This window comes from Pseudomonas sp. P135 (genome assembly GCF_020312125.1).
GTDB lineage: Bacteria > Pseudomonadota > Gammaproteobacteria > Pseudomonadales > Pseudomonadaceae > Aquipseudomonas > Aquipseudomonas fragariae.
Genome location: NZ_JAGPYR010000008.1, coordinates 202,834 through 225,670, shown reverse-complemented (window position 1 = coordinate 225,670; position 22,837 = coordinate 202,834). Strand labels below are relative to the sequence as shown.

Here is a 22,837-nt window from a genome sequence, read left to right as displayed (position 1 = left end):
GTGCGAGGCAAATGTGCAGGAAAATTGAAGATTGCCGCGTTGACTTGAAACTTGCTGTCACGAAGGCCTAAATGGACGCCGTCTTCACGTAAAACCCGGGCCTTCATGAAATCGAGCATCTCCACCAAACTGTTTGTCGCGGTACTGGCCAGCGTGCTGTCAGTAATCCTGATCATGGGCCTGACCGCGAACTGGAGTTTTGCCCGCGGCTTTCTGGGCTACCTCAACGAACAGGCCATGCAACGCATGTCGCCGGTCCTGCCACGGCTGGCCGCTGCCTATGCGCGCGAAGGCAGTTGGGAATTCATGCGTGACAACAAGGATCGCTGGTTCGAAGTGATGCGCCCGGAACCGGCACAGGATTTCGCTATCCCCGGGCTGGCGACGCCGCCTACTTCCGACTTGACCGGCGCGGTGTTCCGGATCGCGCTGCTGGATGCGCAGAAGAACCTGGTGATGGGATTCCCAGGGGTCCATGACGATGAATTCATGCGCCCGGTGGAAGTCGACGGCAACGTCGTTGGCTGGATGGCGGTCACGCCCTTTCAAAGTGTCAGCGAAGCCGGTGGCGAGCGCTTTCAGCAGTATCAGTTGCGCGCCAGCCTGGCGATGGGTGTGCTGTCACTGCTGCTGGCGGTGCTGATTGCCTGGTGGATCGCGCGCACCCTGCTCGACCCGGTCAAGCGGGTGGCCGCAGCAACCCATCGCCTCGCCGCAGGTGAATACGCCAGCCGCGTGGCGGTGTCCTCCAACGACGAGGTGGGTCAACTGGCGCGCGACTTCAACCAGCTGGCGTACACCCTGGAACGCAATGAGAAGATGCGCCGCGAATTCATGGCCGATGTGTCCCATGAGCTGCGCACCCCGCTGTCGGTCTTGCGTGGCGAACTGGAAGCCATCGAGGATGGCGTGCGCACACTGGATCAGGCATCGATGAAGTCCCTGCAGGGCGAAGTCGGCATGCTCAGCAAGCTGGTGGATGATCTGTATGAGCTGTCCCTGGCGGATGTGGGCGCCCTGACCTACCGCAAGGTCGACTGTGACCTGGCGGAGCTGCTGACGAATATCACTGACATGTTCGAAGAGCGTTGCGCAGCCCGTCAGTTGCATTTGCAGTTGGAGCTTGCTGGCGGAGCTCTGCCGGTGCATGCAGACCCAGGGCGCCTGCAGCAATTGATCGGCAACCTTCTGGAAAACTCGGTGCGCTACACCGATGCCGGGGGGACAGTGCATGTGCGTGCCGCTTTGCAGGGCGATGAGGTGCGCGTCGATGTGATGGATTCCGGACCCGGCGTCGACCCGCAGCAATTGCCCAGACTGTTCGAACGCTTCTATCGCGGTGAAACCTCGCGTAACCGCGCCAGCGGCGGTGCGGGTCTGGGGTTGGCGATCTGTCACAGCATCGCCCTCGCCCACGGCGGCACCCTGAGCGCCGACCACTCGCCCACAGGCGGCCTCTGGCTGACCCTGTGCCTGCCAGGACACCTGCGCCCATGACCGCTGCCAGCCTCGACACACTGATTCTCATTGTCGAAGATGAGCCCAAGCTGGCGTCGCTGATGCGCGACTACCTGATCGCGGCCGGCTATTCGACCCACTGCCTGAGTAACGGGCTGGACGTTGTGCCTGCTGTCAGAGCGAACGCGCCACAACTGATCCTGCTCGACATCATGCTGCCTGGCCGCGATGGCATGGACATCTGCAAGGAGCTGCGCAGCTTCAGCGATGTGCCCATTGTCATGATCACCGCACGCGTCGAGGAAATCGACCGGTTGCTGGGCCTGGACCTCGGTGCCGACGACTACATCTGCAAACCGTTCAGCCCACGGGAGATGGTCGCTCGCGTCAAAGCCATCCTGCGTCGGAGCTCTTCCAGCGAGCCGCACACGCCCAAGGGTTTGCAGGTGGACGAAGCGCATTACCAGGCCTCGTTCAACGGGGTCACCCTGGACCTGACCCCGGTGGAACTGCGTCTGCTGGCGACCTTTGCCCGCTCACCGGGCCGGGTCTTCTCCCGTGACCACTTGCTGGACAGGCTCTACTCGGATCACCGCGTAGTGACCGACCGCACCGTGGACAGCCACATCCGCAACCTGCGCCGCAAACTGGAACAGGCCTGCCCGGGTCAGGACCCGATCCAGTCGCTGTACGGGGTGGGTTACAAGCTGGAGTTGTGACCGGTGCTGTGCGCAGCATGGGTACGATAGTTACAGGACGATCGTTCCTCACGCTCCCGCGTGGGAACGCTTGTCGTGACGCGCCGCGTCACGAATCTGCGCCGCGCCGCCTGCGCGACGACAGTCATCACATTTCAGGCACTCTCCGTCTGCCGGTTGCGATGCAGCGCAGCCAGGTCGCGGAATCCGGCACCCGGATGGCCTGCTTCCAGGCGTGGCCCGTCGCCAAACAGCTTCTCGCGCAACGTGCCCCTGGCGTATTCGGTCTTGTAGACGCCGCGCTTCTGGAGCTCCGGCACCAACAGCTCGACCGCATCAATGAAGGTTTCATGGGTCAGTGCGTAAGCCAGGTTGAATCCATCGACGTCGGTTTCTTCAACCCACTCCTGCAGCAGATCGGCCACGGTTTCCGGACTGCCGACAAACAGCGGGCCGAAGCCGCCGATGCCGACCCAATCGGCCAGGGCCTGCGGCGTCCATACCGTATTCGGATCTGCCGTGGAAAAGGTCTCGACGGCCGACTGAATGGCATTGGTATGAACGTGGCGCAAGGGTTCATCGGGCTTGAACTGGCTGAAGTCGATACCGGTCCAGCCGGAAATCAAGGCCATTGCGCCCTCATAACTGACCCAGCTTTTGTATTCCTCGAATTTGGCCCTGGCCTTGACATCCGTCTCGCCGAGGATCACCGTCTGCAAATTGAAAATCAGCACCTTGGACGGGTCGCGGCCAGCCTCTGCGGTGCGCCGGCGGATATCGGCCACGGTCTTTTTCAGCAGCACTTTCGAGGGCGCTGCAACGAAAACGCATTCGGCGTGCTCGGCGGCGAACTGCTTGCCGCGGCTTGAAGCGCCGGCCTGATAGAGCACAGGCGTGCGTTGCGGCGACGGCTCGCACAAGTGGATGCCAGGCACCTGGAAGTGTTTGCCGACATGGCGAATCTCGTGAATCTTGCTCGGATCACTGAATACACGGCGCTCCCGGTCACGCAGAATCGCGCCGTCTTCCCAACTGCCTTCCCAGAGTTTGTAACAAACCTCCAGATACTCCTCTGCGTAGTCGTAGCGCGCGTCGTGTTCGGTAAGGGTTTTCTGGCCCAGGTTCTTCGCGCCGCTTTCCAGATACGAGGTGACGATATTCCAGCCTGCGCGCCCCTTGGTCAGGTGATCCAGCGTCGACAGGCGACGGGCAAACGGATAAGGATGTTCGAACGACAGCGACGCCGTCAGGCCGAAGCCCAGGTGCTCGGTCACCAGCGCCATGGGCGGGATGAGCTGCAACGGGTCATTAACCGGCACCTGGGTGGCCTGGCGAATCGCCGCCTCGCCGTTGCCGCGATACACGTCATAAATGCCCAGCACATCGGCAATGAACAACCCATCGAACTTGCCGCGCTCGAGGATTTTCGCCAGATCGGTCCAGTATTCGAGGTCCTTGTACTGCCAGGAGCGGTCGCGCGGATGCGCCCAGAGGCCCGGCGATTGATGGCCGACGCAGTTCATGTCAAACGCGTTGAGGCGGATTTGGCGGGACATACACTTACTCCTGAAGCTGTGGCGGAACCACGCCGTTGAGGCGTTGATTGCCGATAACCTGATAGTGCCAGCGCAGCGGCTCGCGACCGGCCGGGGCTGACAATGACGGGCGCTGCCCGGTCAATTCGTATTGAATATTGCCCACCGCCTGCAAAGCATCGGCGCTGGCAATGACCGCTTCGCTGCTGGCGATCAGGCGTTGCTCGGCCGAACCGTCCAGCCGCCGGGCGCGCTCCAGCAGCGCGGCGGCGACGTCCAGACGAATCTGCAGATCCCCGACCTTGCTGATCACGTAGGGCTCATCGATGATGCGCTGCAGGCCACTGAGCGACCACGGCCGACCATGCTCACGCAGGTAATCGAGGGTGTCTTGCAGGCCCTGGCGCGCCTGATCGAGGTCTTCGGTGGCGACCGCCAGTTGTGCGGTAATTGCGGGATGCGTCATGGGCGTACTCCTTGATCAGTTCCAGGCGTGACGTGGCGGTGCGATACCGTTGAGCACCTGATTGCCGATCAGGTGGTATTTCCAGCGCGCCGGGTCATGCAGCGTGTGGGTCCGCGCGTTGCGCCAGTAACGGTCCAGATTGAGTTTGCCGGGCACCGAGCGGGTGCCGGCCAGTTCGAACAGCTGGCTGCTGGCGAGCAAGGCAATCTGCGCCGACAGCACCTTGGCCTGGGCGACGATCACCGAGGCCTGTGCGACGCTGGCCTCACTGGGTTCGGCCAGGGCATGGTCGATGGCCTGCCCGGCTTTGGCGAGGATCGCGTCGGTGCCGTGCAAGCGCCACTGCAAATCGCCGATGGCGGCAATACTGAACGGGTCCTGCCAGCCGAAATCCTGCTTGCTGTCGATCCATGGGCGGGCCAGCCGTGCGTGCTTCAGGGTTTCCTCGAACGCGCCGTGAGCAATGCCGGTGTCCACCGCCGCCTGAATGATCTGCGAAATCGGCCCATTGGCCGTCGGTTCGTCGAAAGCGCGATGCGCCGGGATCACCGCACTCGAGGGTACGCGAACGGCCTTTAACACCGCCCCGCCACTGGCCGTGGTGCGCTGCCCGAAACCGTCCCAGTTATCGATGATGGTCAGGCCCGGGGTGTCGCGCTCGACAAAGGCGATGAACGCCTGATTCTGCTCGTTGACGCCGGAAACCGGCACGATGTGCGCTAACAGGGCGCCGGTGCAGTAGAACTTTTCGCCGTCCAGTACCGCGTACTCGCCCTCGAAGCGAATCCGGGTCTGAAAGGCGCCGGCGTTCTTGCTTTTCAACTCGGAGAACGCATTGCCGAAGCGGTAGCCAGCCAGCGCCTTGCCGAAGTAGTAGCGCTTCTGCGCCTCGGTGCCGGTCTGCAAGAGAATATCGAGCACGCCCAGATGGTTCTGCGGGATTTGCCCGAGTGACGGGTCGGCGGCAGAAATGAGCTTGATCACTTCCGCGACGGTGACATAGGAAACGCCCGCACCGCCGTAGGCCTTGGGTACGGTAATGGCCCACAGGCCGCTGGCGGAGAACTCATCCAGCTCGGCGACTGGCAGACGCCGTTCGCGATCACGCACTGAAGCTTCTTCAGCGAAGCGACCGGCCAGTGCCCTGGCCACTTCAATGGCTTCGGCGTCCGAGCCAATGACGTGCGCTGCGGGAGGTGCGGCAGTTGCAAGGGAGGAAGGGAAACTCATGGACAGGCTCCTGCTCGTTGGCGACAGGTTGAAAACACTCAACACGCTTGACCCTGAACACTGCACAGCCCGTGCCTAAAAATATTTACCTTTAAAAGCAATAAGTTGCGAAGCAATCCACATGAATAGCCGCACCCTGCAGCGCAAAATGTTCGAACGCTGTTGCTGGCCGAACAGCGGCGCACTCGCAGCGCATCCAGCGCAGACACAGGTATTTCAGGGCTGACGAGCTGCCGACGTGGCTGACGACGCGGTGGGATTTGCCAAACAGCAGTCATGCCACTGTTGGCTGATCAACAAGAAAACCATCGCCCCATAAATAAATCACTAAAATCAGTTAGTTACATTCAGGCACAAAGCATGCAGAGAGTCCGGCGAACCTTCCACCGGCCCGTGTGCCGATGTCTTCGCGCTCAGGAGTACTGCATGACTCAAACAACCGGCTCGAACCCGCTCTCGCTGGGGACCGATTACGAAACCCTGGCCAACCGATTTCGCCCGATCTTCCGTGAGATCGGCGCTGGCAGCGTCGAACGCGAAAAAGCCCGCGCCCTGCCCCATGAACCGATTGCCTGGCTGCAGAAAGCCGGTTTCGGCGCTGTGCGTGTGCCTATCGAATATGGCGGTGCAGGTGCTTCGATCATCCAGCTGTTTCAACTGCTGATCGAGCTGGCCGAAGCCGATTCGAACATTCCGCAAGCCCTGCGTGCGCACTTCGCCTTTGTCGAGGACCGTCTGAATGCACCGCCCGGCGCTGACCGTGACCAGTGGTTTGCGCGCTTTGTCGCCGGGGATCTGGTGGGTAACGGCTGGACCGAAGTCGGCGCGGTGAAAATCGGCGATGTGATGACCAAGGTCAGCCCGCAAGGCGATGGTTTCGTGCTCAACGGCACCAAGTACTACAGCACCGGCAGCATCTTTGCCGACTGGATCGACGTCTATGCTCAGCGCTCCGATACTGGCGCCGATGTGATCGCGGTGGTCGACGCCAGGCATGCCGGCGTGCGTCACAGTGATGACTGGGACGGGTTCGGCCAGCGCACCACCGGCAGCGGCACCTCGGTCTACGACAACGTGCCGCTGCCGGCCACACACGTCATACCGTTCGAGCAACGCTTCAAATACCAGACCGCGTTTTATCAACTGGTGCTGCTGGCGGTGCTGGCCGGTATCGGTCGAGCTGTCGAACGCGACATCGCTCAGGAAGTGCGCGATCGCAAACGCGTCTTCAGCCATGGCAACGCCGGGAGCGTCAGCCAGGATTCGCAGGTGCAGCAAGTGGTCGGTCAGATCGCTGCCCAGGTCTACGCCGCCGAGGCCGCAACGCTGCGCTCCGCGGAGCCGTTGCAACGTGCCTACGTGGCGCGCTTCGGCAATGACCCACAACGGGAAAAAGACGCCAATATCGCCGCCGAAATCGAGACCGCCAAGGCCCAGGTGATCGTCTCGGAACTGGTGCTGCGCGCTACCAGCGATCTGTTCAACGCGCTAGGCGCTTCAGGTGTCAGCGTCAACAAGGCGCTGGACCGCCACTGGCGCAATGCGCGCACAGCCGCCTCGCACAATCCGCTGATCTACAAGGCGCGCATTGTCGGTGACTGGCGCATCAACGGCACCGAGCCGCCGTTTGTCTGGCAGATCGGCAGCGGTAAAGGCAACGCTTGAGGCACACTTACGCCGCGTTACGCAGCAGGTGGCGACTGGTAAAACTGAACGCCAGCACCAGAAAGATCAGCGCCCCGGTCGCAACCTGCTGCCAATAGAAGTTCCAGCCGATCAGCAACAGGCCATTGGCGATCACGTTGATGAACAGCACGCCCAAAAGTGTGCCCGGAATATTCGGACGCCCTTGACGACTGAGCGTCGTACCGATGAACACGGCGCCGATGGCATTGATCAGGTAAGCGTTGCCCGACATCGGTACGTAGGCGTTAACCGTGGAGCTGAGCAGGATACCCGCCACCGCACAGGCCAGCGCGCTGGCGAAAAACACCTGCATGGCAATGCGTCGCGTGGGCAAGCCCGAGTAATACGCCAGTTGCGGCTGCGTGCCCAGCGCGAGGATTTCCCGCCCCAGACGTCCGCGCGCCAGGATCAGCCCGTAAAGCGCTGCCAGCACGCCGACCACCAGCAGCGGCAATGGCACGCCGAGGATCAGCACAGCGCTGATACCCGGCAACGCGCCCTGAGCGATATAGATCGGCTGGCCACCGTCGGATAACAACTGCTGCACGCTGGTACCGATAAACAGCGTCCCCAGTGTCGCCAGGAACGGCGAAATACGCAGCCCGGCGATCAGCATCGCGTTGAACGCCCCGGCGATGCCCCCTGCCAGCATAGCCACCGCAACGGCCGCGCCCAGACCATGACCGCCATTCAGGGTGACCACGAAACCCAGGCTGGCAAAGTCCAGCGCCGTGCCCACCGATAGATCGATACCGCCAGCCGCAACAGCCCAGTTCATGCCGATCGCCACGATGGCCAGCAACACAAAGTTGTTCAGCACCAGACTCGACAGATTGCCCCAACTCAGAAAGCCCGGTGCATTGATCGCGAAAAACAGCAGGATGATCAGCACCAACAGCGGCAGGACCGCTGGCAACAGGCGCGGCAGCACCTTGATCAGCGTCGAAGAGGTCGTCAGGGTCAGCGTATTCATTGTTCACCCTCCCGGCGGCCGAATGCCCCGGAAAATGCCACCACCAGCAGAATCAACACGCCTTGCACGCCGTTGACCCAGAAGCTGGAAATGTTCAGCAATTGAAAGCCGTTGATCAGAAAGCCCAGCAGCAGCGTCGCCAACAGGGTGCCGGGAATATTGGCAGTCAGACGCCGCGAGAACACCACGCCGAGAAAGGCGATAGCCACCACTGACAGCAGCATGTCACCGGAACCGGTCGTGCTGCCGCTGAAAAACGCTGCGGAGCAGAATGCAGCCAGCGCAGCGCAGCCACCGGCAATCAGGTAACTGGCAAACACATAGCGCCGCAGATTCAACCCGGCAGCCTCGGCTGCTTGCGGGTATTCGCCAATGGCGTAAAGACGCAGGCCGAACGCGCTGTGCTGAATCAACAGCCACAACACCGTCGCGACACCCAGCAGCACCCAGGCCAGCGCCGGAACACCCAGCCAGACGCCGGACGCAAGGCTGTCCAGCAATGCCGAGTCGGTCGCCAGCACAGTGTTCTGGGTCAGCACCAGCTCCAGACCGGCAATCAGGTTCATGCTCGCCAGCGTCGCCAGTAACGGCGGCAAACGTAAAAACACCACCGCCAGACCGTTGAACGCGCCGACCAGCAGGCCGCAGCCGAGCGTCAGGCCAATCGCTTGCCAGGCATCGAACCCGGCGTTGTTCAGGCTGCTGTAAACGGCCGCACACAGACCGAGATTGGCCGCCAGCGACAGGTCCAGGCCGCCACTGACCACATTGGAACCACCACCGATGACCACACAGGTCAGGCCCAGCGCGAGTATGCCGAGCGTTGCTGACTGGGCGAACACATTGCTGATGTTGCCAAGGCTGAGAAAGTTCGGCGCACTGACGGCAAAGCCGAGCAGAATCGCCAGAAACACCAGCAACGAACCGCGCTGCGCCAGTTGCACGAGCCAGCGTTGCGCTGGATCGTCAGCCTGCGCAACGGATAGATCAAGCGCGGACATAATGGGCCTCCGGAGGGAATGATTGGCTGTCATGGTCGCTTTCAGTGGCGCCCGTGGCGCAGGCCAGCAACTGGTCGCTGTCTGTGCTCAATGAGTCGAATTCGCCTGCAACGCGTCCTCTGTGCAGGACCACAATGCGCTGAGTGATGCCGATCAGTTCCGGCAAGTCCGACGACAGCACCAGCACCGCCGCGCCGCCCTCGGCAAGCTTGGTAATCAACCGGTAGATTTCCACCTTGGCGCCGATGTCGACACCCACGCTGGGCTCGTCCAGCAGGTATAACGTCGAATGGCGGCTCAGCCATTTGCCCAGCGCAACCTTCTGCTGGTTGCCACCGCTGAGCGCGTGCACCGGCGCATCATGGCCTGAGGTCTTGATTGCCAGTTCATCGATCAGCTGTTGGCTTTCCCCGGCCTGCGCCGCAGCGTCGAGCAATCCCCAGCGGCTGAAGCGCCCCAGGCTGGCCAGGGTGATGTTCTCCAGCACCGAAAGCGCCGGTGCCACGCCGTGTGTGCGGCGCTCCTCGGGGACCAGCGCGATGCCATGGTGTACTGCGTCACGCGGTGATTTCAGCTGCAACCGCTGACCGTTCAAGAGCAATTCGCCGCGATCCGGCTTGAGCAGCCCGAACAGGCTCTTGAGCAGCTCCTTGGCACCCGAGCCGACCAGCCCGGTCAGGCCCAGTACTTCGCCACGCCGCACGCTCAGGTCAACGCCGTCGTAGAAGCGCCCTGCCCCCAGTCCGCGCAGTTGAAGCACGGGCGCGCCGGGTAATGTCCGGGCACGGAAATATTGCTCGCCTACCTCGCGATTGACCATCAGCCGGGCGATCTGCGCGGTGCTGGTGAGAGCCGGATCGAGCACCGCCACATCGCGTCCGTTACGCAGCACGGTGACCTGATCACACAGCGATTCGATCTCCTGCAAATAGTGTGAAATGTAGACAATGGTCAGCCCTTCATCGCGCAGGCGGCGGACGATGTCCAGCAAGCGGTCCACCTCCTGCTTGACCAGTGACACACTCGGCTCGTCGAACACCAGCACCTTCGGTCTGGCCAGCAACGCACGAGTGACCTGCAGTATCTGCCGCTGGGCGCTGTCCAGATCGCGTACTAGCGCCCCGGCGGGCAGGCGCATGGCAAAGTAATCGTCCAGAAGCCTTGCTGCCTCGCGCTCCTGGGCGCGGCGATCGAGGAAGGGGCCACGCTTGATTTCCTGCCCGAAAAACAAGGCTTCGCCGACACTGAAGCTGCCCGGCAGCAGTCGCTCCTGATGAATGAAGTGCACGCCTGCGGCCTCGACCTGACGCGGCGTGAAATTGTCGAACGGCTGGCCATGAATACTCAAACGGCCGGCATCGGCACGATGAATACCGGCGAGAACCTTGATCAGGGTCGACTTGCCCGCCCCGTTTTCCCCCACCAGCCCGTGAATCGTTCCGGCCTCGACCCGCAGGTTGACGCCGTCCAGCGCCTGAGTGGCCCCAAAGCGCTTGCTGATACCTCTCAGGTGCAAGGCCGGTGGCACCGCCACCGCCGCAACGTCTGTAATCGCTGATCCCATGATCGATCTCCCGCGTCAGTTATCGCCTCTGAGCTTTTGCACATCCGGCAGATTGGCGGCCGTGGTCAGCAAGGTGGGCACTTGGGTCTCCTTTGGCAGATCGTGCTGCCCGGCCAGGTAACGGGCGACGTTCTGCACCGCGGTCTTGCCGATCAATGCAGGCTGCTGGGCAACCACGGCCCCCACCGGCGAGTCTTCGCGGCGCATCAGCTCGAGCACTTCCGGCGTGCCGTCGACCCCGTAGGTCTTGATTTCGGTTCTGCCGGCGTCGATCAGCGCCTTGCTGGCGCCAAGCTGGGGAATGTCCCACGCGGCCCAGATCGCCGAAACACTGCCTTTGGGGTACTTGTTGAGCAACGCCGAGACTTGCGAATAGGCGTCCTGGACCGTGTTGGGAATGACATCGCGCAACTCCGGCTCGATGATTTTCAGCTGCGGATGATCCTTGAGCGCCAACTTGAGCTGGTCATAACGAATGGCACAGACCGGTACGCCATAAAAGCCATTGAACACCAGCACGTTACCCTGGCCACCTGCGTCCTTGATCAGTTGCCCGGCCAGCGCCTTGCCGGTGGCAACGTTGTCGGAGGTTGTGTTGTTGAGGCTGTATTGCGATGGCGCATCAATGGTGAACAGCGGAATCCCCGCCTTGCTGATGCGCTTGAGCCAGGGGTCGATAACGCTGAGAGTGCCAAGGGTCTGGATCACTGCATCGGGCTTTTGCGTGACCACGGTCTGCAATTGATTGACCAGGTTCTTGTCGTTACGACCGGCATCGAGCGTGATGGGCGTGCCGCCCAGGCGCTTGACCTCATCCACCTGCGCCTGGAAGGCCTTGATATCGAAGTAGTGACTGGTGCCGGTCATGCTGATCGCAATGCGTTTGCCCGCCAGCGAAGGCACGTCGCTGTCCTCGGCATACGCGGTTGCGACGAGGCTGGTGGCCAACAGGCTCAGCACCAGGGTGCGCCCTATTGCATGCAGGCGTTTGGTCTTGGGGGTCGGGACGGCATCAGGCATTCGGGTGGCTCCGCTGGCTCAGGAAAACAATCCTGATCGGCAGTGCACAGGTCATGCCCAAAGCCTTGTGCGCCGCCTGGCGATGGCGTGAAGCCCTGCGCCAGGCGCTTTCAAGCTGTTGCGCCAGATGGCGTTTGCGCGGAGTGGCCTGGCTTTGCCGGCGTCAGCGCCAAACACATTGTCGATTCGCTGTTGCACGGACAACAGCGAATCGATGCGGGAACAGGCCTGCTATCGGCGCGTGTTATCCGAGCTTGAATTGCCCCAGGGTGATCGTCAGGTCACTCGCCAGCTCGGCCAGCGACTGGCTGGCGCTGCCGGTCTGGCTGGTGCGCACCGCCGATTGTGCCGACAAGTCACGGATGCGCACCAGGTTGCGGTCCACTTCCCGCGCAACCAGTGCCTGCTCCTCGGAGGCGCTGGCGATCACCGTATTGCGCTCATCGATAACCATCACCGAGCTGGCGATGCTGGCCAGCACGGCATTGGCCGACTCGGCCTGTTGTTTGGTGCGTTGCGCCTGTTCGGTACTGACTTCAAGCGCAAGCAGGGTACTTTTGGTGCCCTGCTGGATGTGCCCGACCATGGTTTCGATCTCGCGCGTCGATTCGCTGGTGCGGTGGGCCAGCGCGCGCACCTCGTCGGCGACCACGGCAAAACCCCGTCCGGCATCGCCCGCGCGTGCCGCTTCAATGGCAGCGTTGAGCGCCAGCAGGTTGGTTTGCTCGGACACCGCGCGAATGACATCCAGCACCTTGGTGATATCCAGCGTGCGGGTTGCCAGCGCCTGCGCCTCGACCGACGCCGTGCCCACATTTCGGGTCAGCTCAAGGATCGATTTGACGGTTTGATTGAGCTCTTCCTGACCTTCGCGGGCCGACACCGAAGAGGCTCTGGATTCCACCGAAGTGGTCACCGCATTACGCGCGACTTCATCGACCGCCTGACTCATCTCGGTGACCGCGGTGGCGGCCATTTCTATTTCGCTGTTCTGCACCACCAGATCGGCGTTGCTGTTGACCATCAAGGCGCTCATTTCTTCCGTGGCCGACGCCAACTGGTGAGCGGCATCGCCCACCTGACTCAGGGTCTGGCTCAGATTGCCGCGCATGCGCTCCATCGATTGCAGCAACAGGGCCGCTTCATCAGTGCCCTCACGGTTGATTGCGCTGGGACGCAGGTCGCCCGCGGCAATGGTTTCCGAGCTGTGCAGCGCCTGACTGATCGGCACTGCCAGACTTTTGGTCAGACGCCAGGCAAGCAATACCGTCAGCAACACCGTCAGAAACATGACCCCCTGAGTGACGATCAGGGCGTTTTCATACACCGACGTCGCTGCTGCGCTGGATTCGGCTTCGGAGTCATCATTGATCTTTTCCAGCTTGCCAAGCGCCGTTTCCATACCTTCCGCCATGGCCTTCATCTCGCCCCAGACCAGCGCCCTTCCGGCCTCCGCCTGATTCTCGTTGATCAGCGTATAGACCTTCTCGGCACGCTCGATGTAGCCCTGATAAGTACTCTTCAGCCCCTCGACGAGCGCGCGCTCGTCATCCTCGGTGATCAGCGGGTCGTAGGCCTCTACGGCCTTTTGGAACCCGGCCTTCCTGTCAAGGAACTCGGTGTGAGCCAGAGTCACCTGCGCCATATCATGAGCGGCAAGCATTTTGGCCACCGTCGTGCGGGTTTTCTCGACCGCCAGGGCAATATCGTCACCCAGCGCAATCCCGGGAAGCGCATCGTTTTCTATTTCAAGCGATTGCTCACGAATACCGTGCAATTGCTGAATGCTGAAAATACCAAGCCCGAACACCAGCACCACCATCAACGCAAAGCAGGCGGAGGTCCGCGCGGCTATTTTCAGCTGTCTCAGCATCTTCAATCCCCTTCCCGTGACCGGTGAATAAATTAACTCCGTCATGTCTATCGGCAGAACAGGGCAAAGGATGAAGATGCTCTGAACAGAGAGGTGCCACTGCTATCGTGGGCCCACCTGAATCGAAGCTTATGGTAGGTTTCGCGACGCTCGATAATCGCGAGATGGACGGGTCTTTTCCCCCTTCAGACTGACTTCCTGGAGCTGCCATGAAACATTCCTACGCCGCTGCACTGCTTGCTCTTTCAATGCCAGGCCTCGCTCACGCAGGCGACGCGCTACCCACCTACTCCGCCATTACCCAGGCATTGAATACCGGAGAATCGGTCGCCGTGGTGATCGACCTGGGACAATGCAAATCCTCGATCGCCGGTGCCGAGCCGTCCAAAACCAAAGGCGGCAAACGCATCGATGCCTACCGCATCACCCCCGACGGCACCCTGGCGTTTTCGGACACTCACTTCAGCCTCGATCGCGATAACAAGCCCATCGAGCAATTCATTCGCTATCAGGTACGCTCGAACGGCACAGCCACATTCAGCATGACCACGCTGAATGTTCCTGGCTATCAACAAGTGGGTACGCCGGTGAGTTATGAGTGTGCGATCAGCAAAGGACTGAGCTTTTTTGTCAGCCAGTAAGGTTCACGCCTTAACCGAATAAACCAGATAGATACTCGGCGTGAGCGACAGACCCTCCTCACGCCTTTGACAGTAACGCTCGAGCTGCTTGTCGGGAGACAACATTTCGAGCACTTCAAACCCCTGTGAACTGGCGACTTCGACAAATGATCGGGATGTAATGAACATGCTTCAACGGCCCCGGATGAAGCCTTTTCACGATGCTTTGCTTGTGCTGCCGAGTACCCTGAGCAACCAGCTCCCACACCCTCAGGCCTGACAAGCCCCCCCCTCTTCCGGGTGCAAACGAATCAAGCCCTGCTTCTATACATCAATAGAAAAAATAATTTAAATTTCGTTGCGCCGGGCCCGACAGGTGTCGACGACAAGGGTTGCGCCTCGATAGACAAAGCCAACACGTGCTTTCACATCTGCCCGCTTCTGTGAAGGCTCTTTATATCTCGTTAACCTGAAAAATACTGACACGCATGCTGTCATCCCCGGCGTGTATATTTACTCTGCCGACGTACAGGTTTCTCTGCAGGTCATCATGCGTACCGGAAGCAACGCTGAACTGCTTGCTGCACGTGCACCGACAGCGCGATTCGTCCAATGGTGCGCGGTCCGCTTCATCGAAGGCCACGAGCCCCTCTCCAACGACATCTATCTTTATTCCATCGTCAGTCAGCAAGGTGTAGTACAGGCTGAATCGTGCAAGGCTGTCATCCTGGGGCACGAGAAAAAGACTGCCTCCCGGAAGAACCTGCCCCTGCAATCCATCGCCGTTAAATTCTCCTCCCAGTATCTCACCGCTGCTGCGCTGCCCCCGCTGCGGGTTGCAAAGCGCTTGCGGCTTATCGATACGCAGGTGAGCAGTCAGTACTTCATGCAGTTTCATCGTCTCCATCCCCCCTACCCCCTCATCTTGCATGCGACGAGTGACGTTTCGCCCATAACTGTACCAAGGAGTATGTTTTAGCCCGTGCACCGCACGCTGTCAATTTAAATGTACCCGTTGGTACGCTTATCAGGGTGCAGGACAGGTTCCGCCCAAGTGGTATCGTTTCGCCACTTCCAATAAAAACCCTGGTCCGTGCCATGCGCAAAAAGAGGTGTAAGTCCATTGCATAAGGCCATGTAATGAACTGATTAAAATGGTTTTTACTCAACTAACACCCCTGGCCAACCAAGCCTGCCCGGCCAACTCATAGCACACTATGTACTAAATGAATTTTAATCCACGCCTATAAAAAACCTGCTTACATGAGCGATATCAATTTTCCTGACCGTGCCTTACAAGGAGATACGAAATGACCTATACCGTCAAACAGTATGGATGGATTCGCGATCTGCCTGATCATCGCGATCATCTGTATGCCGCCCCGCCCACCGCACTGGCGGCGCTTCCACACAGGGTTGACCTGCGCCCCCATTGCCCGCCTGTATACGATCAGGGCCAACTGGGCAGTTGCACCGCAAACGGTATTGCCGGAGCGATTCAGTTTGATCGCATGAAGCAAAAGCTGACGCCGGCATTCGAACCCTCGCGGTTGTTTATCTATTACAACGAACGGGTTATTGAACATACCGTCGATTCGGACAGCGGCGCGATGATCCGGCACGGCATTAAAAGTGTAGTGAAGCAAGGTGATTGCCCCGAGAAAGAGTGGCCTTATGATATTGAGAAGTTCGCTGTCAAACCTCCGGCAGCCTGCTACAAGGATGCAAGAAAGTACAAGGCGGTGTCTTATCAGAAAGTTGCGCAAAACCTCAACCAGATGAAAGGCTGCCTGGCGGCAGGTTATCCGTTTGTCATTGGTTTTTCCGTCTACGAGAGCTTTGAAAGCAAGAAAGTTGCCAAGACCGGGCATGCCCCAATGCCGGGTCCTCACGAAAAAATGCTGGGAGGGCACTGTGTATTGGCAGTGGGCTACAACGATGCCCATCAGCATTTCATCTTGCGCAACTCATGGGGCGCTGGCTGGGGCATGGAAGGCTACTTCACCCTGCCCTACAGTTATCTGCTGGATGAAAATCTGTCTACCGACTTCTGGACGATCAGGGTCGTGGCTGCCTGACCTTGTCAGGCACTTGAGCATTGCACGGCCGCATTGGCACCCTGCTGGTACTCTCGCGGCGTGCAGCCGAACTCGCGACGAAACACGGTGTGCAGGTATTGCGCAGACCGAAAACCACAATCACGGGCGATCTCGGCAATGGCCAGCCCGGTGTTTTCCAGTCCGTTCGCAGCGGCGGCCAGTTTGAAACGCAGGATCTCGTCATGCACGCTACAGCCCCTTACGCGGCGAAAGTGTGACTCCAGTGACGAGCGCGAAACGCCCACGTAGGCGGCGACCTGTGCAGTCTTGATGCCTTGGCACGCGTACTGCCGGATAAACAGCAGCGCTTGCATGACATAGGGGTCACCCAAAGGCTGATGCAGACTCGAAGCCTGCACGTTGACAGTATCCGGCGGTATCAGAATGTGGGTACCCGAGGACGGCATACCGTGCAGCATCTGGTGCAGCAGACGTGCGGCGGTGCGGCCCATGGTGTCGGTGCCCTGAACGACCGAACTCAGTGGCACGCGAGTGAGGGTCCTGGTCAACGGATCATTGTCGATGCCGATCAGTGCCACCTGTTCGGGGACGGCAATTCCGGCGGTCAGGCAAGCCTGCAATAGCTGACGAGCGCGGGCATCGGTCACGGCGATGATGCCGATCGGTTTGGGCAGGCTTTGCAGCCAGGCGATCTGCTGTTCTACGGCGCTGTCCCAAAGCGGCGCGCTGGTGCCCAGGCCACGATAGACCTCGGCGTGCAGGCCGTCGCGCTGCAGCAGGCGGCGAAAGGCCTGCTCGCGCTCCTGCGCCCAGCGATTGGCTTGCGCTTCAGGCAGGCTGAAGCAGGCAAAGCGCGTCAGCCCGGCCTCGATCAAGTGCTCGTAGGCCGCCTTGATCAAGGCGTGATTGTCAGTCGCCACATAAGGAATACCCTTCGGGTAGGCGCGCTCGTCCTGATAGGACCCACCCACCGCTACCACCGGCAGTTTGATCCCGGCCAGTGCCTCGCCGATCAGCGGGTCATCGAAATCGGCAATGATCCCGTCGCCCTGCCAGCGCTCGATGCCTTTCAGGCGACAGAGGAAATCCTCCTCCAGGAACAGGTCCCAGGACACCCGGGTGCTGCTGAGGTAGTTGCCGATACCGCTGATGATGCCGCGATCATAAATCTTGCTGCCGTTGAACAACAGCGCGATACGGTGAACGGGAGGTACGGTTTTCATTGTTTTCATGCCGATTCGATAAGCACGACGCCGTTGGCCACAGACTAGGCCGCTGACCGGCGAATCTCAACACTCAAAATCGCACTGTGCGTTGACGATTTTCATAATCAGCGCACGCAGGGCCGTTGCTAGTATCCAGACACCGCCAAGAACAATAAGGAAAATGCTCATGCCGTACTTCCCCGACGTCGACAGGGTTCGCTACGAAGGCCCTGACAGCGACTCGCCTCTCGCCTTTCGCCACTATGACGCCGACAAGCTGGTCCTCGGCAAACCCATGCGCGAGCACTTGCGCATGGCGGCCTGCTACTGGCACACCTTCGTATGGCCGGGCGCCGACATGTTCGGTGTCGGCACCTTCAAGCGCCCCTGGCAAGGGTCCGGTGACCCGATGGAACTGGCCATCGGCAAGGCCGAAGCAGCGTTCGAGTTCTTCTCCAAGCTCGGCATCGACTACTACAGCTTCCACGACACCGATGTGGCACCGGAGGGCGCCTCACTGAAGGAGTATCGCCACAACTTCGCGCACATGGTCGATCACCTGGAACGCCATCAGCAACAGAGCGGCATAAAACTGCTGTGGGGCACGGCCAACTGCTTCAGCAACCCACGCTTCGCCGCAGGCGCTGCCAGCAACCCGGACCCGGAAGTCTTTGCCTACGCCGCGACCCAGGTGTTCAGCGCGATGAATGCCACCCAGCGTCTCAAAGGGTCCAACTACGTGTTGTGGGGCGGTCGCGAAGGCTACGAAACCCTGCTCAATACGGACCTCAAGCGTGAACGCGAACAGCTCGGTCGCTTCATGCGCATGGTGGTCGAACACAAGCACAAGATCGGTTTCAAGGGTGACTTGCTGATCGAGCCCAAGCCACAGGAGCCGACCAAGCATCAGTACGATTACGACAGCGCCACGGTGTTCGGTTTTCTGCAGCAGTACGGCCTGGAAAACGAGATCAAGGTCAATATCGAGGCCAACCACGCCACGCTGGCCGGGCACAGCTTCCACCACGAAATCGCCACGGCGGTCTCGCTGGGAATCTTCGGCAGCATCGACGCCAACCGTGGCGACCCACAGAACGGCTGGGACACGGACCAGTTCCCCAACAGCGTCGAAGAGATGACCCTCGCCACCTACGAGATCCTCAAGGCTGGTGGCTTCACCAATGGCGGTTTCAATTTCGACTCGAAAGTGCGTCGCCAGAGCCTCGACGATATCGATCTGTTCCACGGCCACGTCGCCGCGATGGACGTCCTCGCCCTGGCGCTGGAGCGTGCCGCCGCCATGCTGCAGAACGATAAACTCCAGCACTTCAAGGATCAGCGCTACGCCGGCTGGCAGCAGCCTTTCGGACAATCGGTACTGGCAGGCGAATTCAGCCTTGCCTCGCTCGCCGAACACGCCTTCGCCAACGAGCTGAACCCGCAGGCCGTCAGTGGCCGTCAGGAACTGCTTGAAGGCGTGGTCAACCGCTTTATCTACGCCTGACTGGCGTAGCTGGACGTCGCCCCGTGACATTCAGGCGACAAATCTTCATACGCGACGTCCGGCAACGCTCTACAGTTTTATCGGTATCACCCACAGTCAAGCAGTGTCTCAAACAACAATAAAAGGACGCACCCTATGAACACCCTCAAACGTACGCTGCTCGCCAGCGCGCTGGCCTTGCTGTCCCTGCCGGTGATGGCTGACTCTGCGCACCCGAAAATAGGTTTTTCCATTGATGACCTGCGTCTGGAACGCTGGTCACGCGACCGTGATTACTTCGTTGCGGCGGCGGAAAAGCTCGACGCCAAGGTCTTCGTGCAATCAGCGGATGCCAATGAACAGAAACAGATATCGCAGATAGAAAACCTTATCTCTCGCGGCGTCGATGTGATCGTCATCGTGCCGTTCAACGCCACCGTGCTGACCAACGCCGTTGCCGAGGCCAAGAAGGCCGGGATCAAGGTGGTGTCGTATGACCGGCTGATCCTCAATGCCGATATCGACGCGTACATTTCCTTCGATAACGAAAAAGTCGGAGAGATGCAGGCCAACGGCGTGCTGAAAGCAGCGCCCAAGGGCAATTACTTCCTGCTGGGCGGCGCGCCCACCGACAACAACGCCAAGATTCTGCGCGAAGGCCAGATGAAGGCGCTGCAACCGGCTATCGACAGAGGTGATATCAAGATCGTCGGCCAGCAGTGGGTAAAGGAGTGGAACCCTACCGAGGCCCTGAGCATTGTTGAAAACGCCCTGACCCGCAATAACAACAAGATCGATGGCATCGTCGCCTCCAACGACGCCACTGCCGGCGGCGCGATTCAGGCCCTCGCCGCACAGAAACTGGCCGGCAAAGTCCCTATCTCGGGTCAGGACGCGGACCTCGCGGCGGTCAAGCGGGTCATCGATGGCACGCAGACCATGACTGTCTACAAGCCGCTGAAACTGATTGCCACGGAAGCCGCCAAGCTCTCTGTGCAACTGGCACGCAATGAGAAACCCGATTTCAGCTCGAAATACGACAACGGCAGCAAACAAGTCGACACCATCCTGCTGACGCCTACAGCGTTGACCAAGGACAACATCGACCTGCTGGAGAAAGACGGGTTCTATACCAAGGCGCAGATTGACGGGCAATGAGCCTCGATCGTTGATACGTCGCTGAAAGCCAGAGCACGACCCTGCGGTTTAGCCGGGTCGCCGCTCAGGGCAAGCCTTCACACCTTCGTAGAGCCCTGCGCCATGTCTGACTACCTGTTGCAAATGAACGGCATCGTCAAATCCTTTGGCGGTGTAAAAGCGCTCAACGGCATCGATATCACAGTGAAGCCCGGCGAGTGCGTGGGCCTGTGCGGCGAGAACGGCGCGGGCAAATCCACCTTGATGAAAGTCCTGTCGGCGGTCTATCCCTACGGCACCTGGGAGGGCGAAATCCTGTGGGACGGCCAACCGCTCAAGGCACAGTCGATCAGTGAAACTGAAGCGGCCGGGATCGTCATCATCCATCAGGAGCTGACGCTGGTCCCGGACCTGTCGGTGGCCGAAAACATTTTTATGGGCCACGAGCTGACGCTCCCCGGCGGGCGCATGAATTACCCGGCCATGATGCACCGCGCCGAGTCGCTGATGCGTGAACTCAAAGTGCCTGACATGAACGTGGCGCTGCCGGTTTCGCAGTATGGCGGCGGCTACCAGCAACTGGTGGAAATCGCCAAGGCGCTGAACAAGAAGGCGCGCCTGTTGATTCTCGACGAGCCCTCCTCGGCCCTGACCCGCTCCGAAATCGAGGTGTTGCTGGACATCATTCACGACCTGAAGGCCAAGGGGGTCGCGTGCGTGTACATCTCGCACAAACTCGATGAGGTGGCCGCCGTGTGCGACACCGTTTCCGTCATCCGCGACGGCAAACATATCGCCACCACTGCAATGGCGGACATGGACATTCCGAAGATCATCACCCAGATGGTCGGACGCGAAATGAGCAACCTCTACCCCACCGAGCCGCATGATGTCGGCGAGGTGATTTTCGAAGCGCGGCATATCACCTGCTACGACGTCGATAACCCCAGGCGCAAGCGCGTCGACGACGTGTCATTCCTCCTCAGGCGCGGGGAAATCCTCGGCATCGCCGGGCTGGTGGGCGCGGGCCGTACCGAACTGGTCTCCGCCCTGTTCGGCGCCTATCCCGGTCGGTACAGCGGTGAAGTGTGGCTGAATGGCCAGGCGATCGACACGCGCACGCCGCTCAAATCGATCCGCGCCGGCCTGTGCATGGTCCCTGAAGACCGCAAGCGCCAGGGCATCATTCCGGACCTGGGCGTCGGCCAGAACATCACCCTCGCGGTCCTCGACAGCTACTCGAACATGACCCGCATCGACGCTGAAGCCGAACTGGGCAGTATCGACCGGGAAATCTCGCGCATGCACCTCAAGACCGCCAGCCCGTTTTTACCGATCACCAGCCTGTCAGGCGGCAATCAGCAGAAAGCCGTGCTGGCGAAGATGCTGCTCACCCGCCCGCGCGTTCTGATTCTCGACGAGCCTACCCGCGGCGTCGATGTCGGTGCCAAGTACGAGATCTACAAGCTGATGGGCGCGCTGGCAGCCGAGGGCGTGTCGATCATCATGGTGTCTTCGGAGCTGGCCGAAGTGCTGGGCGTGTCCGACCGTGTGCTGGTGATTGGCGACGGCCAGTTGCGCGGCGACTTCATCAACCATGACCTGACTCAGGAGCAGGTCCTCGCCGCTGCACTCAGCCACTCCGATACCCCTCACAATAATGCCCGGAAGACCGCGTAGATGAACCAGGTCAAACAGTTCTTCACCCGCTACAAAATGCTCGCGCTGGTGATTGCCATCGCCGTTATCTGGCTGTTCTTCAGCTGGCAGACCGAGGGCGGCTTCCTCACCCCGCGCAACTTGTCCAACCTGCTGCGCCAGATGTCCATTACCGGGATTCTGGCCTGCGGCATGGTGCTGGTGATCATCAGCGGCGAGATTGACCTGTCGGTGGGCTCATTGCTTGGCCTGCTCGGTGGCCTGGCGGCGATTCTGGATGTGGTTTACCACGTTCCGCTGCTGGCGAACCTGAGTGTGGTGGCCCTGTGCGGCCTGATGATCGGCCTCGCCAATGGCTACATGACTGCCTACCTGCGGATCCCCTCGTTCATCGTCGGGCTGGGTGGCATGCTGGCGTTTCGTGGCGTCCTGCTGGGGATCACCGGCGGCACGACCATCGCCCCGGTGTCACCGTCGCTGGTCTATATCGGCCAAGGTTACCTGCCGCACGCGGTGGGCACCGGACTCGGGATTCTGCTGCTGGCGCTGACGCTGTTCCTGACCTGGAAACAACGGCGCAACAGAGCACTGCACGGCCTGGCAGCGCATTCGCTGATTCGTGATGTGTTGCGTGTGGTGTTGATCGGCGCCGTGCTGGGCGGCTTTGTCTATGTGCTCAACAGCTACGACGGAATCCCTGTTCCAGTGTTGCTGTTGCTGGTCCTGCTCGGCGTATTCAGCTACGTCACCAGCCAGACGGTATTCGGACGCCGCGTCTACGCCGTCGGCAGCAACATGGAGGCCACGCGCCTGTCCGGCATCAACGTACAGGCCGTGAAGCTATGGATCTTCGGCATCATGGGCGTGATGTGCGCGTTCGCCGGGCTGGTCAATACAGCACGCCTGGCCGCCGGCTCACCCTCGGCAGGCAACATGGGCGAACTCGACGCCATCGCCGCATGCTTCATCGGCGGCACATCGATGCGCGGTGGTTCAGGCACTGTCTACGGCGCCCTGCTCGGCGCACTGGTGATTACCAGTCTCGACAACGGCATGTCGATGCTCGACGTCGACAGTTACTGGCAGATGATCGTCAAGGGCGGCATTCTGGTATTGGCGGTGTGGGTGGACGTGAGTACCCGCGCCGGGCGGCGCTGATCGCTGCCCGA

At 60.5% G+C, this 22,837-nt stretch carries 19 protein-coding genes and 1 pseudogene; 9 read left to right on the top strand and 11 right to left on the bottom strand.

Annotation, left to right across the window (positions count from 1 at the left end; all coding sequences use genetic code 11):
* The first annotated feature begins 105 nt into the window (after nt 1-105).
* Nucleotides 106-1,497, top strand: coding sequence for a sensor histidine kinase efflux regulator BaeS (baeS, locus tag KBY08_RS15070; protein WP_003400907.1), 1,392 nt, complete (start codon nt 106-108; stop codon nt 1,495-1,497).
* Nucleotides 1,494-2,177, top strand: a complete 684-nt coding sequence (locus KBY08_RS15065) for a response regulator (protein ID WP_024651082.1) — start codon at nt 1,494-1,496, stop codon at nt 2,175-2,177. The genes baeS and KBY08_RS15065 overlap by 4 nt, the downstream gene beginning before the upstream one ends.
* Nucleotides 2,178-2,311: 134 nt before the next feature.
* Here KBY08_RS15065 and KBY08_RS15060 read toward each other — a convergent pair whose 3' ends face one another.
* Genes KBY08_RS15060 through KBY08_RS15050 form a run of 3 tightly spaced genes read right to left on the bottom strand, consistent with a single transcriptional unit; the run spans nt 2,312 to nt 5,387 of the window.
* The gene (locus KBY08_RS15060; protein WP_104684274.1) at nt 2,312-3,712 is read right to left on the bottom strand and encodes an LLM class flavin-dependent oxidoreductase; all 1,401 of its coding nucleotides are present in this window, start codon (nt 3,710-3,712) and stop codon (nt 2,312-2,314) included.
* Nucleotides 3,713-3,716: 4 nt separating this feature from the next.
* Nucleotides 3,717-4,157 (bottom strand): hypothetical protein, encoded by a 441-nt coding sequence (locus tag KBY08_RS15055; RefSeq protein WP_003400904.1) that lies wholly within the window; start codon nt 4,155-4,157, stop codon nt 3,717-3,719.
* Between the two features lie 15 nt (nt 4,158-4,172).
* Complete coding sequence (locus KBY08_RS15050; protein WP_177410935.1) at nt 4,173-5,387, bottom strand: SfnB family sulfur acquisition oxidoreductase; 1,215 nt, start codon at nt 5,385-5,387, stop codon at nt 4,173-4,175.
* A gap of 426 nt (nt 5,388-5,813) precedes the next feature.
* Between KBY08_RS15050 and KBY08_RS15045 the strand changes: the two genes are divergently transcribed.
* A complete protein-coding gene (locus KBY08_RS15045; RefSeq protein WP_103377754.1) occupies nt 5,814-7,052 on the top strand; it encodes an acyl-CoA dehydrogenase family protein in 1,239 nt (412 codons plus the stop codon).
* Between the two features lie 7 nt (nt 7,053-7,059).
* Here KBY08_RS15045 and KBY08_RS15040 read toward each other — a convergent pair whose 3' ends face one another.
* The 6 genes and pseudogenes from KBY08_RS15040 to KBY08_RS26805 all read right to left on the bottom strand — a co-directional run.
* Nucleotides 7,060-8,046: an ABC transporter permease gene (locus KBY08_RS15040; RefSeq protein ID WP_011268051.1), complete on the bottom strand. Its 987-nt coding sequence runs from the start codon at nt 8,044-8,046 to the stop codon at nt 7,060-7,062.
* The gene (locus tag KBY08_RS15035; protein WP_011268052.1) at nt 8,043-9,047 is read right to left on the bottom strand and encodes an ABC transporter permease; all 1,005 of its coding nucleotides are present in this window, start codon (nt 9,045-9,047) and stop codon (nt 8,043-8,045) included. Before KBY08_RS15035 ends, KBY08_RS15040 begins: the two co-directional genes overlap by 4 nt.
* Nucleotides 9,034-10,611: a sugar ABC transporter ATP-binding protein gene (locus tag KBY08_RS15030; RefSeq protein WP_111522282.1), complete on the bottom strand. Its 1,578-nt coding sequence runs from the start codon at nt 10,609-10,611 to the stop codon at nt 9,034-9,036. Before KBY08_RS15030 ends, KBY08_RS15035 begins: the two co-directional genes overlap by 14 nt.
* A gap of 15 nt (nt 10,612-10,626) precedes the next feature.
* Nucleotides 10,627-11,631 (bottom strand): sugar ABC transporter substrate-binding protein, encoded by a 1,005-nt coding sequence (locus tag KBY08_RS15025; protein ID WP_011268054.1) that lies wholly within the window; start codon nt 11,629-11,631, stop codon nt 10,627-10,629.
* A gap of 244 nt (nt 11,632-11,875) precedes the next feature.
* Nucleotides 11,876-13,033, bottom strand: a complete 1,158-nt coding sequence (locus KBY08_RS15020) for a methyl-accepting chemotaxis protein (RefSeq protein WP_374935900.1) — start codon at nt 13,031-13,033, stop codon at nt 11,876-11,878.
* Nucleotides 13,025-13,453: pseudogene (locus KBY08_RS26805) on the bottom strand (MCP four helix bundle domain-containing protein); the annotation flags it as partial. The pseudogene KBY08_RS26805 and the gene KBY08_RS15020, both read right to left, overlap by 9 nt.
* Before the next feature lie 260 nt (nt 13,454-13,713).
* On the opposite strand from KBY08_RS26805, the gene KBY08_RS15015 reads away from it, so the two are divergent.
* Entirely contained in the window at nt 13,714-14,145 is a 432-nt protein-coding gene (locus tag KBY08_RS15015; protein WP_011268056.1) for a VirK family protein, read from the top strand.
* 433 nt (nt 14,146-14,578) lie between these two features.
* Here the strand turns inward: KBY08_RS15015 and KBY08_RS15010 are convergent, their stop codons facing one another.
* Entirely contained in the window at nt 14,579-15,031 is a 453-nt protein-coding gene (locus KBY08_RS15010) for a DUF3237 family protein (RefSeq protein ID WP_111522283.1), read from the bottom strand.
* Nucleotides 15,032-15,434: 403 nt separating this feature from the next.
* Between KBY08_RS15010 and KBY08_RS15005 the strand changes: the two genes are divergently transcribed.
* Nucleotides 15,435-16,202, top strand: coding sequence for a C1 family peptidase (locus KBY08_RS15005; protein WP_003400883.1), 768 nt, complete (start codon nt 15,435-15,437; stop codon nt 16,200-16,202).
* Between the two features lie 5 nt (nt 16,203-16,207).
* Here KBY08_RS15005 and KBY08_RS15000 read toward each other — a convergent pair whose 3' ends face one another.
* The gene (locus KBY08_RS15000) at nt 16,208-17,407 is read right to left on the bottom strand and encodes a XylR family transcriptional regulator (RefSeq protein ID WP_024638598.1); all 1,200 of its coding nucleotides are present in this window, start codon (nt 17,405-17,407) and stop codon (nt 16,208-16,210) included.
* A 169-nt stretch (nt 17,408-17,576) separates the two neighbouring features.
* On the opposite strand from KBY08_RS15000, the gene xylA reads away from it, so the two are divergent.
* The 4 genes from xylA to KBY08_RS14980 all read left to right on the top strand — a co-directional run bounded on the left by xylA (nt 17,577) and on the right by KBY08_RS14980 (nt 22,826).
* Complete coding sequence (gene xylA, locus KBY08_RS14995) at nt 17,577-18,893, top strand: xylose isomerase (RefSeq protein ID WP_003400879.1); 1,317 nt, start codon at nt 17,577-17,579, stop codon at nt 18,891-18,893.
* A 135-nt stretch (nt 18,894-19,028) separates the two neighbouring features.
* Complete coding sequence (gene xylF / locus KBY08_RS14990; protein ID WP_024643204.1) at nt 19,029-20,030, top strand: D-xylose ABC transporter substrate-binding protein; 1,002 nt, start codon at nt 19,029-19,031, stop codon at nt 20,028-20,030.
* A 102-nt stretch (nt 20,031-20,132) separates the two neighbouring features.
* Nucleotides 20,133-21,689 carry a D-xylose ABC transporter ATP-binding protein gene (xylG, locus tag KBY08_RS14985; protein WP_058822102.1) on the top strand — a complete coding sequence of 519 codons (1,557 nt, stop codon included), beginning with the start codon at nt 20,133-20,135 and terminating at the stop codon, nt 21,687-21,689.
* Nucleotides 21,690-22,826, top strand: a complete 1,137-nt coding sequence (locus KBY08_RS14980) for a sugar ABC transporter permease (protein ID WP_003400873.1) — start codon at nt 21,690-21,692, stop codon at nt 22,824-22,826.
* The last annotated feature ends 11 nt before the right edge of the window (nt 22,827-22,837 follow it).

Bases quoted from the DNA above. Each gene is read 5' to 3' on its own strand.
- baeS (WP_003400907.1), top strand. From the start codon at position 106: ATGAAATCGAGCATCTCCACCAAACTGTTTGTCGCGGTACTGGCCAGC.
- KBY08_RS15065 (WP_024651082.1), top strand. From the start codon at position 1,494: ATGACCGCTGCCAGCCTCGACACACTGATTCTCATTGTCGAAGATGAG.
- KBY08_RS15060 (WP_104684274.1), bottom strand. From the start codon at position 3,712: ATGTCCCGCCAAATCCGCCTCAACGCGTTTGACATGAACTGCGTCGGC.
- KBY08_RS15055 (WP_003400904.1), bottom strand. From the start codon at position 4,157: ATGACGCATCCCGCAATTACCGCACAACTGGCGGTCGCCACCGAAGAC.
- KBY08_RS15050 (WP_177410935.1), bottom strand. From the start codon at position 5,387: ATGAGTTTCCCTTCCTCCCTTGCAACTGCCGCACCTCCCGCAGCGCAC.
- KBY08_RS15045 (WP_103377754.1), top strand. From the start codon at position 5,814: ATGACTCAAACAACCGGCTCGAACCCGCTCTCGCTGGGGACCGATTAC.
- KBY08_RS15040 (WP_011268051.1), bottom strand. From the start codon at position 8,046: ATGAATACGCTGACCCTGACGACCTCTTCGACGCTGATCAAGGTGCTG.
- KBY08_RS15035 (WP_011268052.1), bottom strand. From the start codon at position 9,047: ATGTCCGCGCTTGATCTATCCGTTGCGCAGGCTGACGATCCAGCGCAA.
- KBY08_RS15030 (WP_111522282.1), bottom strand. From the start codon at position 10,611: ATGGGATCAGCGATTACAGACGTTGCGGCGGTGGCGGTGCCACCGGCC.
- KBY08_RS15025 (WP_011268054.1), bottom strand. From the start codon at position 11,631: ATGCCTGATGCCGTCCCGACCCCCAAGACCAAACGCCTGCATGCAATA.
- KBY08_RS15020 (WP_374935900.1), bottom strand. From the start codon at position 13,033: ATGGAAACGGCGCTTGGCAAGCTGGAAAAGATCAATGATGACTCCGAA.
- KBY08_RS15015 (WP_011268056.1), top strand. From the start codon at position 13,714: ATGAAACATTCCTACGCCGCTGCACTGCTTGCTCTTTCAATGCCAGGC.
- KBY08_RS15010 (WP_111522283.1), bottom strand. From the start codon at position 15,031: ATGGAGACGATGAAACTGCATGAAGTACTGACTGCTCACCTGCGTATC.
- KBY08_RS15005 (WP_003400883.1), top strand. From the start codon at position 15,435: ATGACCTATACCGTCAAACAGTATGGATGGATTCGCGATCTGCCTGAT.
- KBY08_RS15000 (WP_024638598.1), bottom strand. From the start codon at position 17,407: ATGAAAACCGTACCTCCCGTTCACCGTATCGCGCTGTTGTTCAACGGC.
- xylA (WP_003400879.1), top strand. From the start codon at position 17,577: ATGCCGTACTTCCCCGACGTCGACAGGGTTCGCTACGAAGGCCCTGAC.
- xylF (WP_024643204.1), top strand. From the start codon at position 19,029: ATGAACACCCTCAAACGTACGCTGCTCGCCAGCGCGCTGGCCTTGCTG.
- xylG (WP_058822102.1), top strand. From the start codon at position 20,133: ATGTCTGACTACCTGTTGCAAATGAACGGCATCGTCAAATCCTTTGGC.
- KBY08_RS14980 (WP_003400873.1), top strand. From the start codon at position 21,690: ATGAACCAGGTCAAACAGTTCTTCACCCGCTACAAAATGCTCGCGCTG.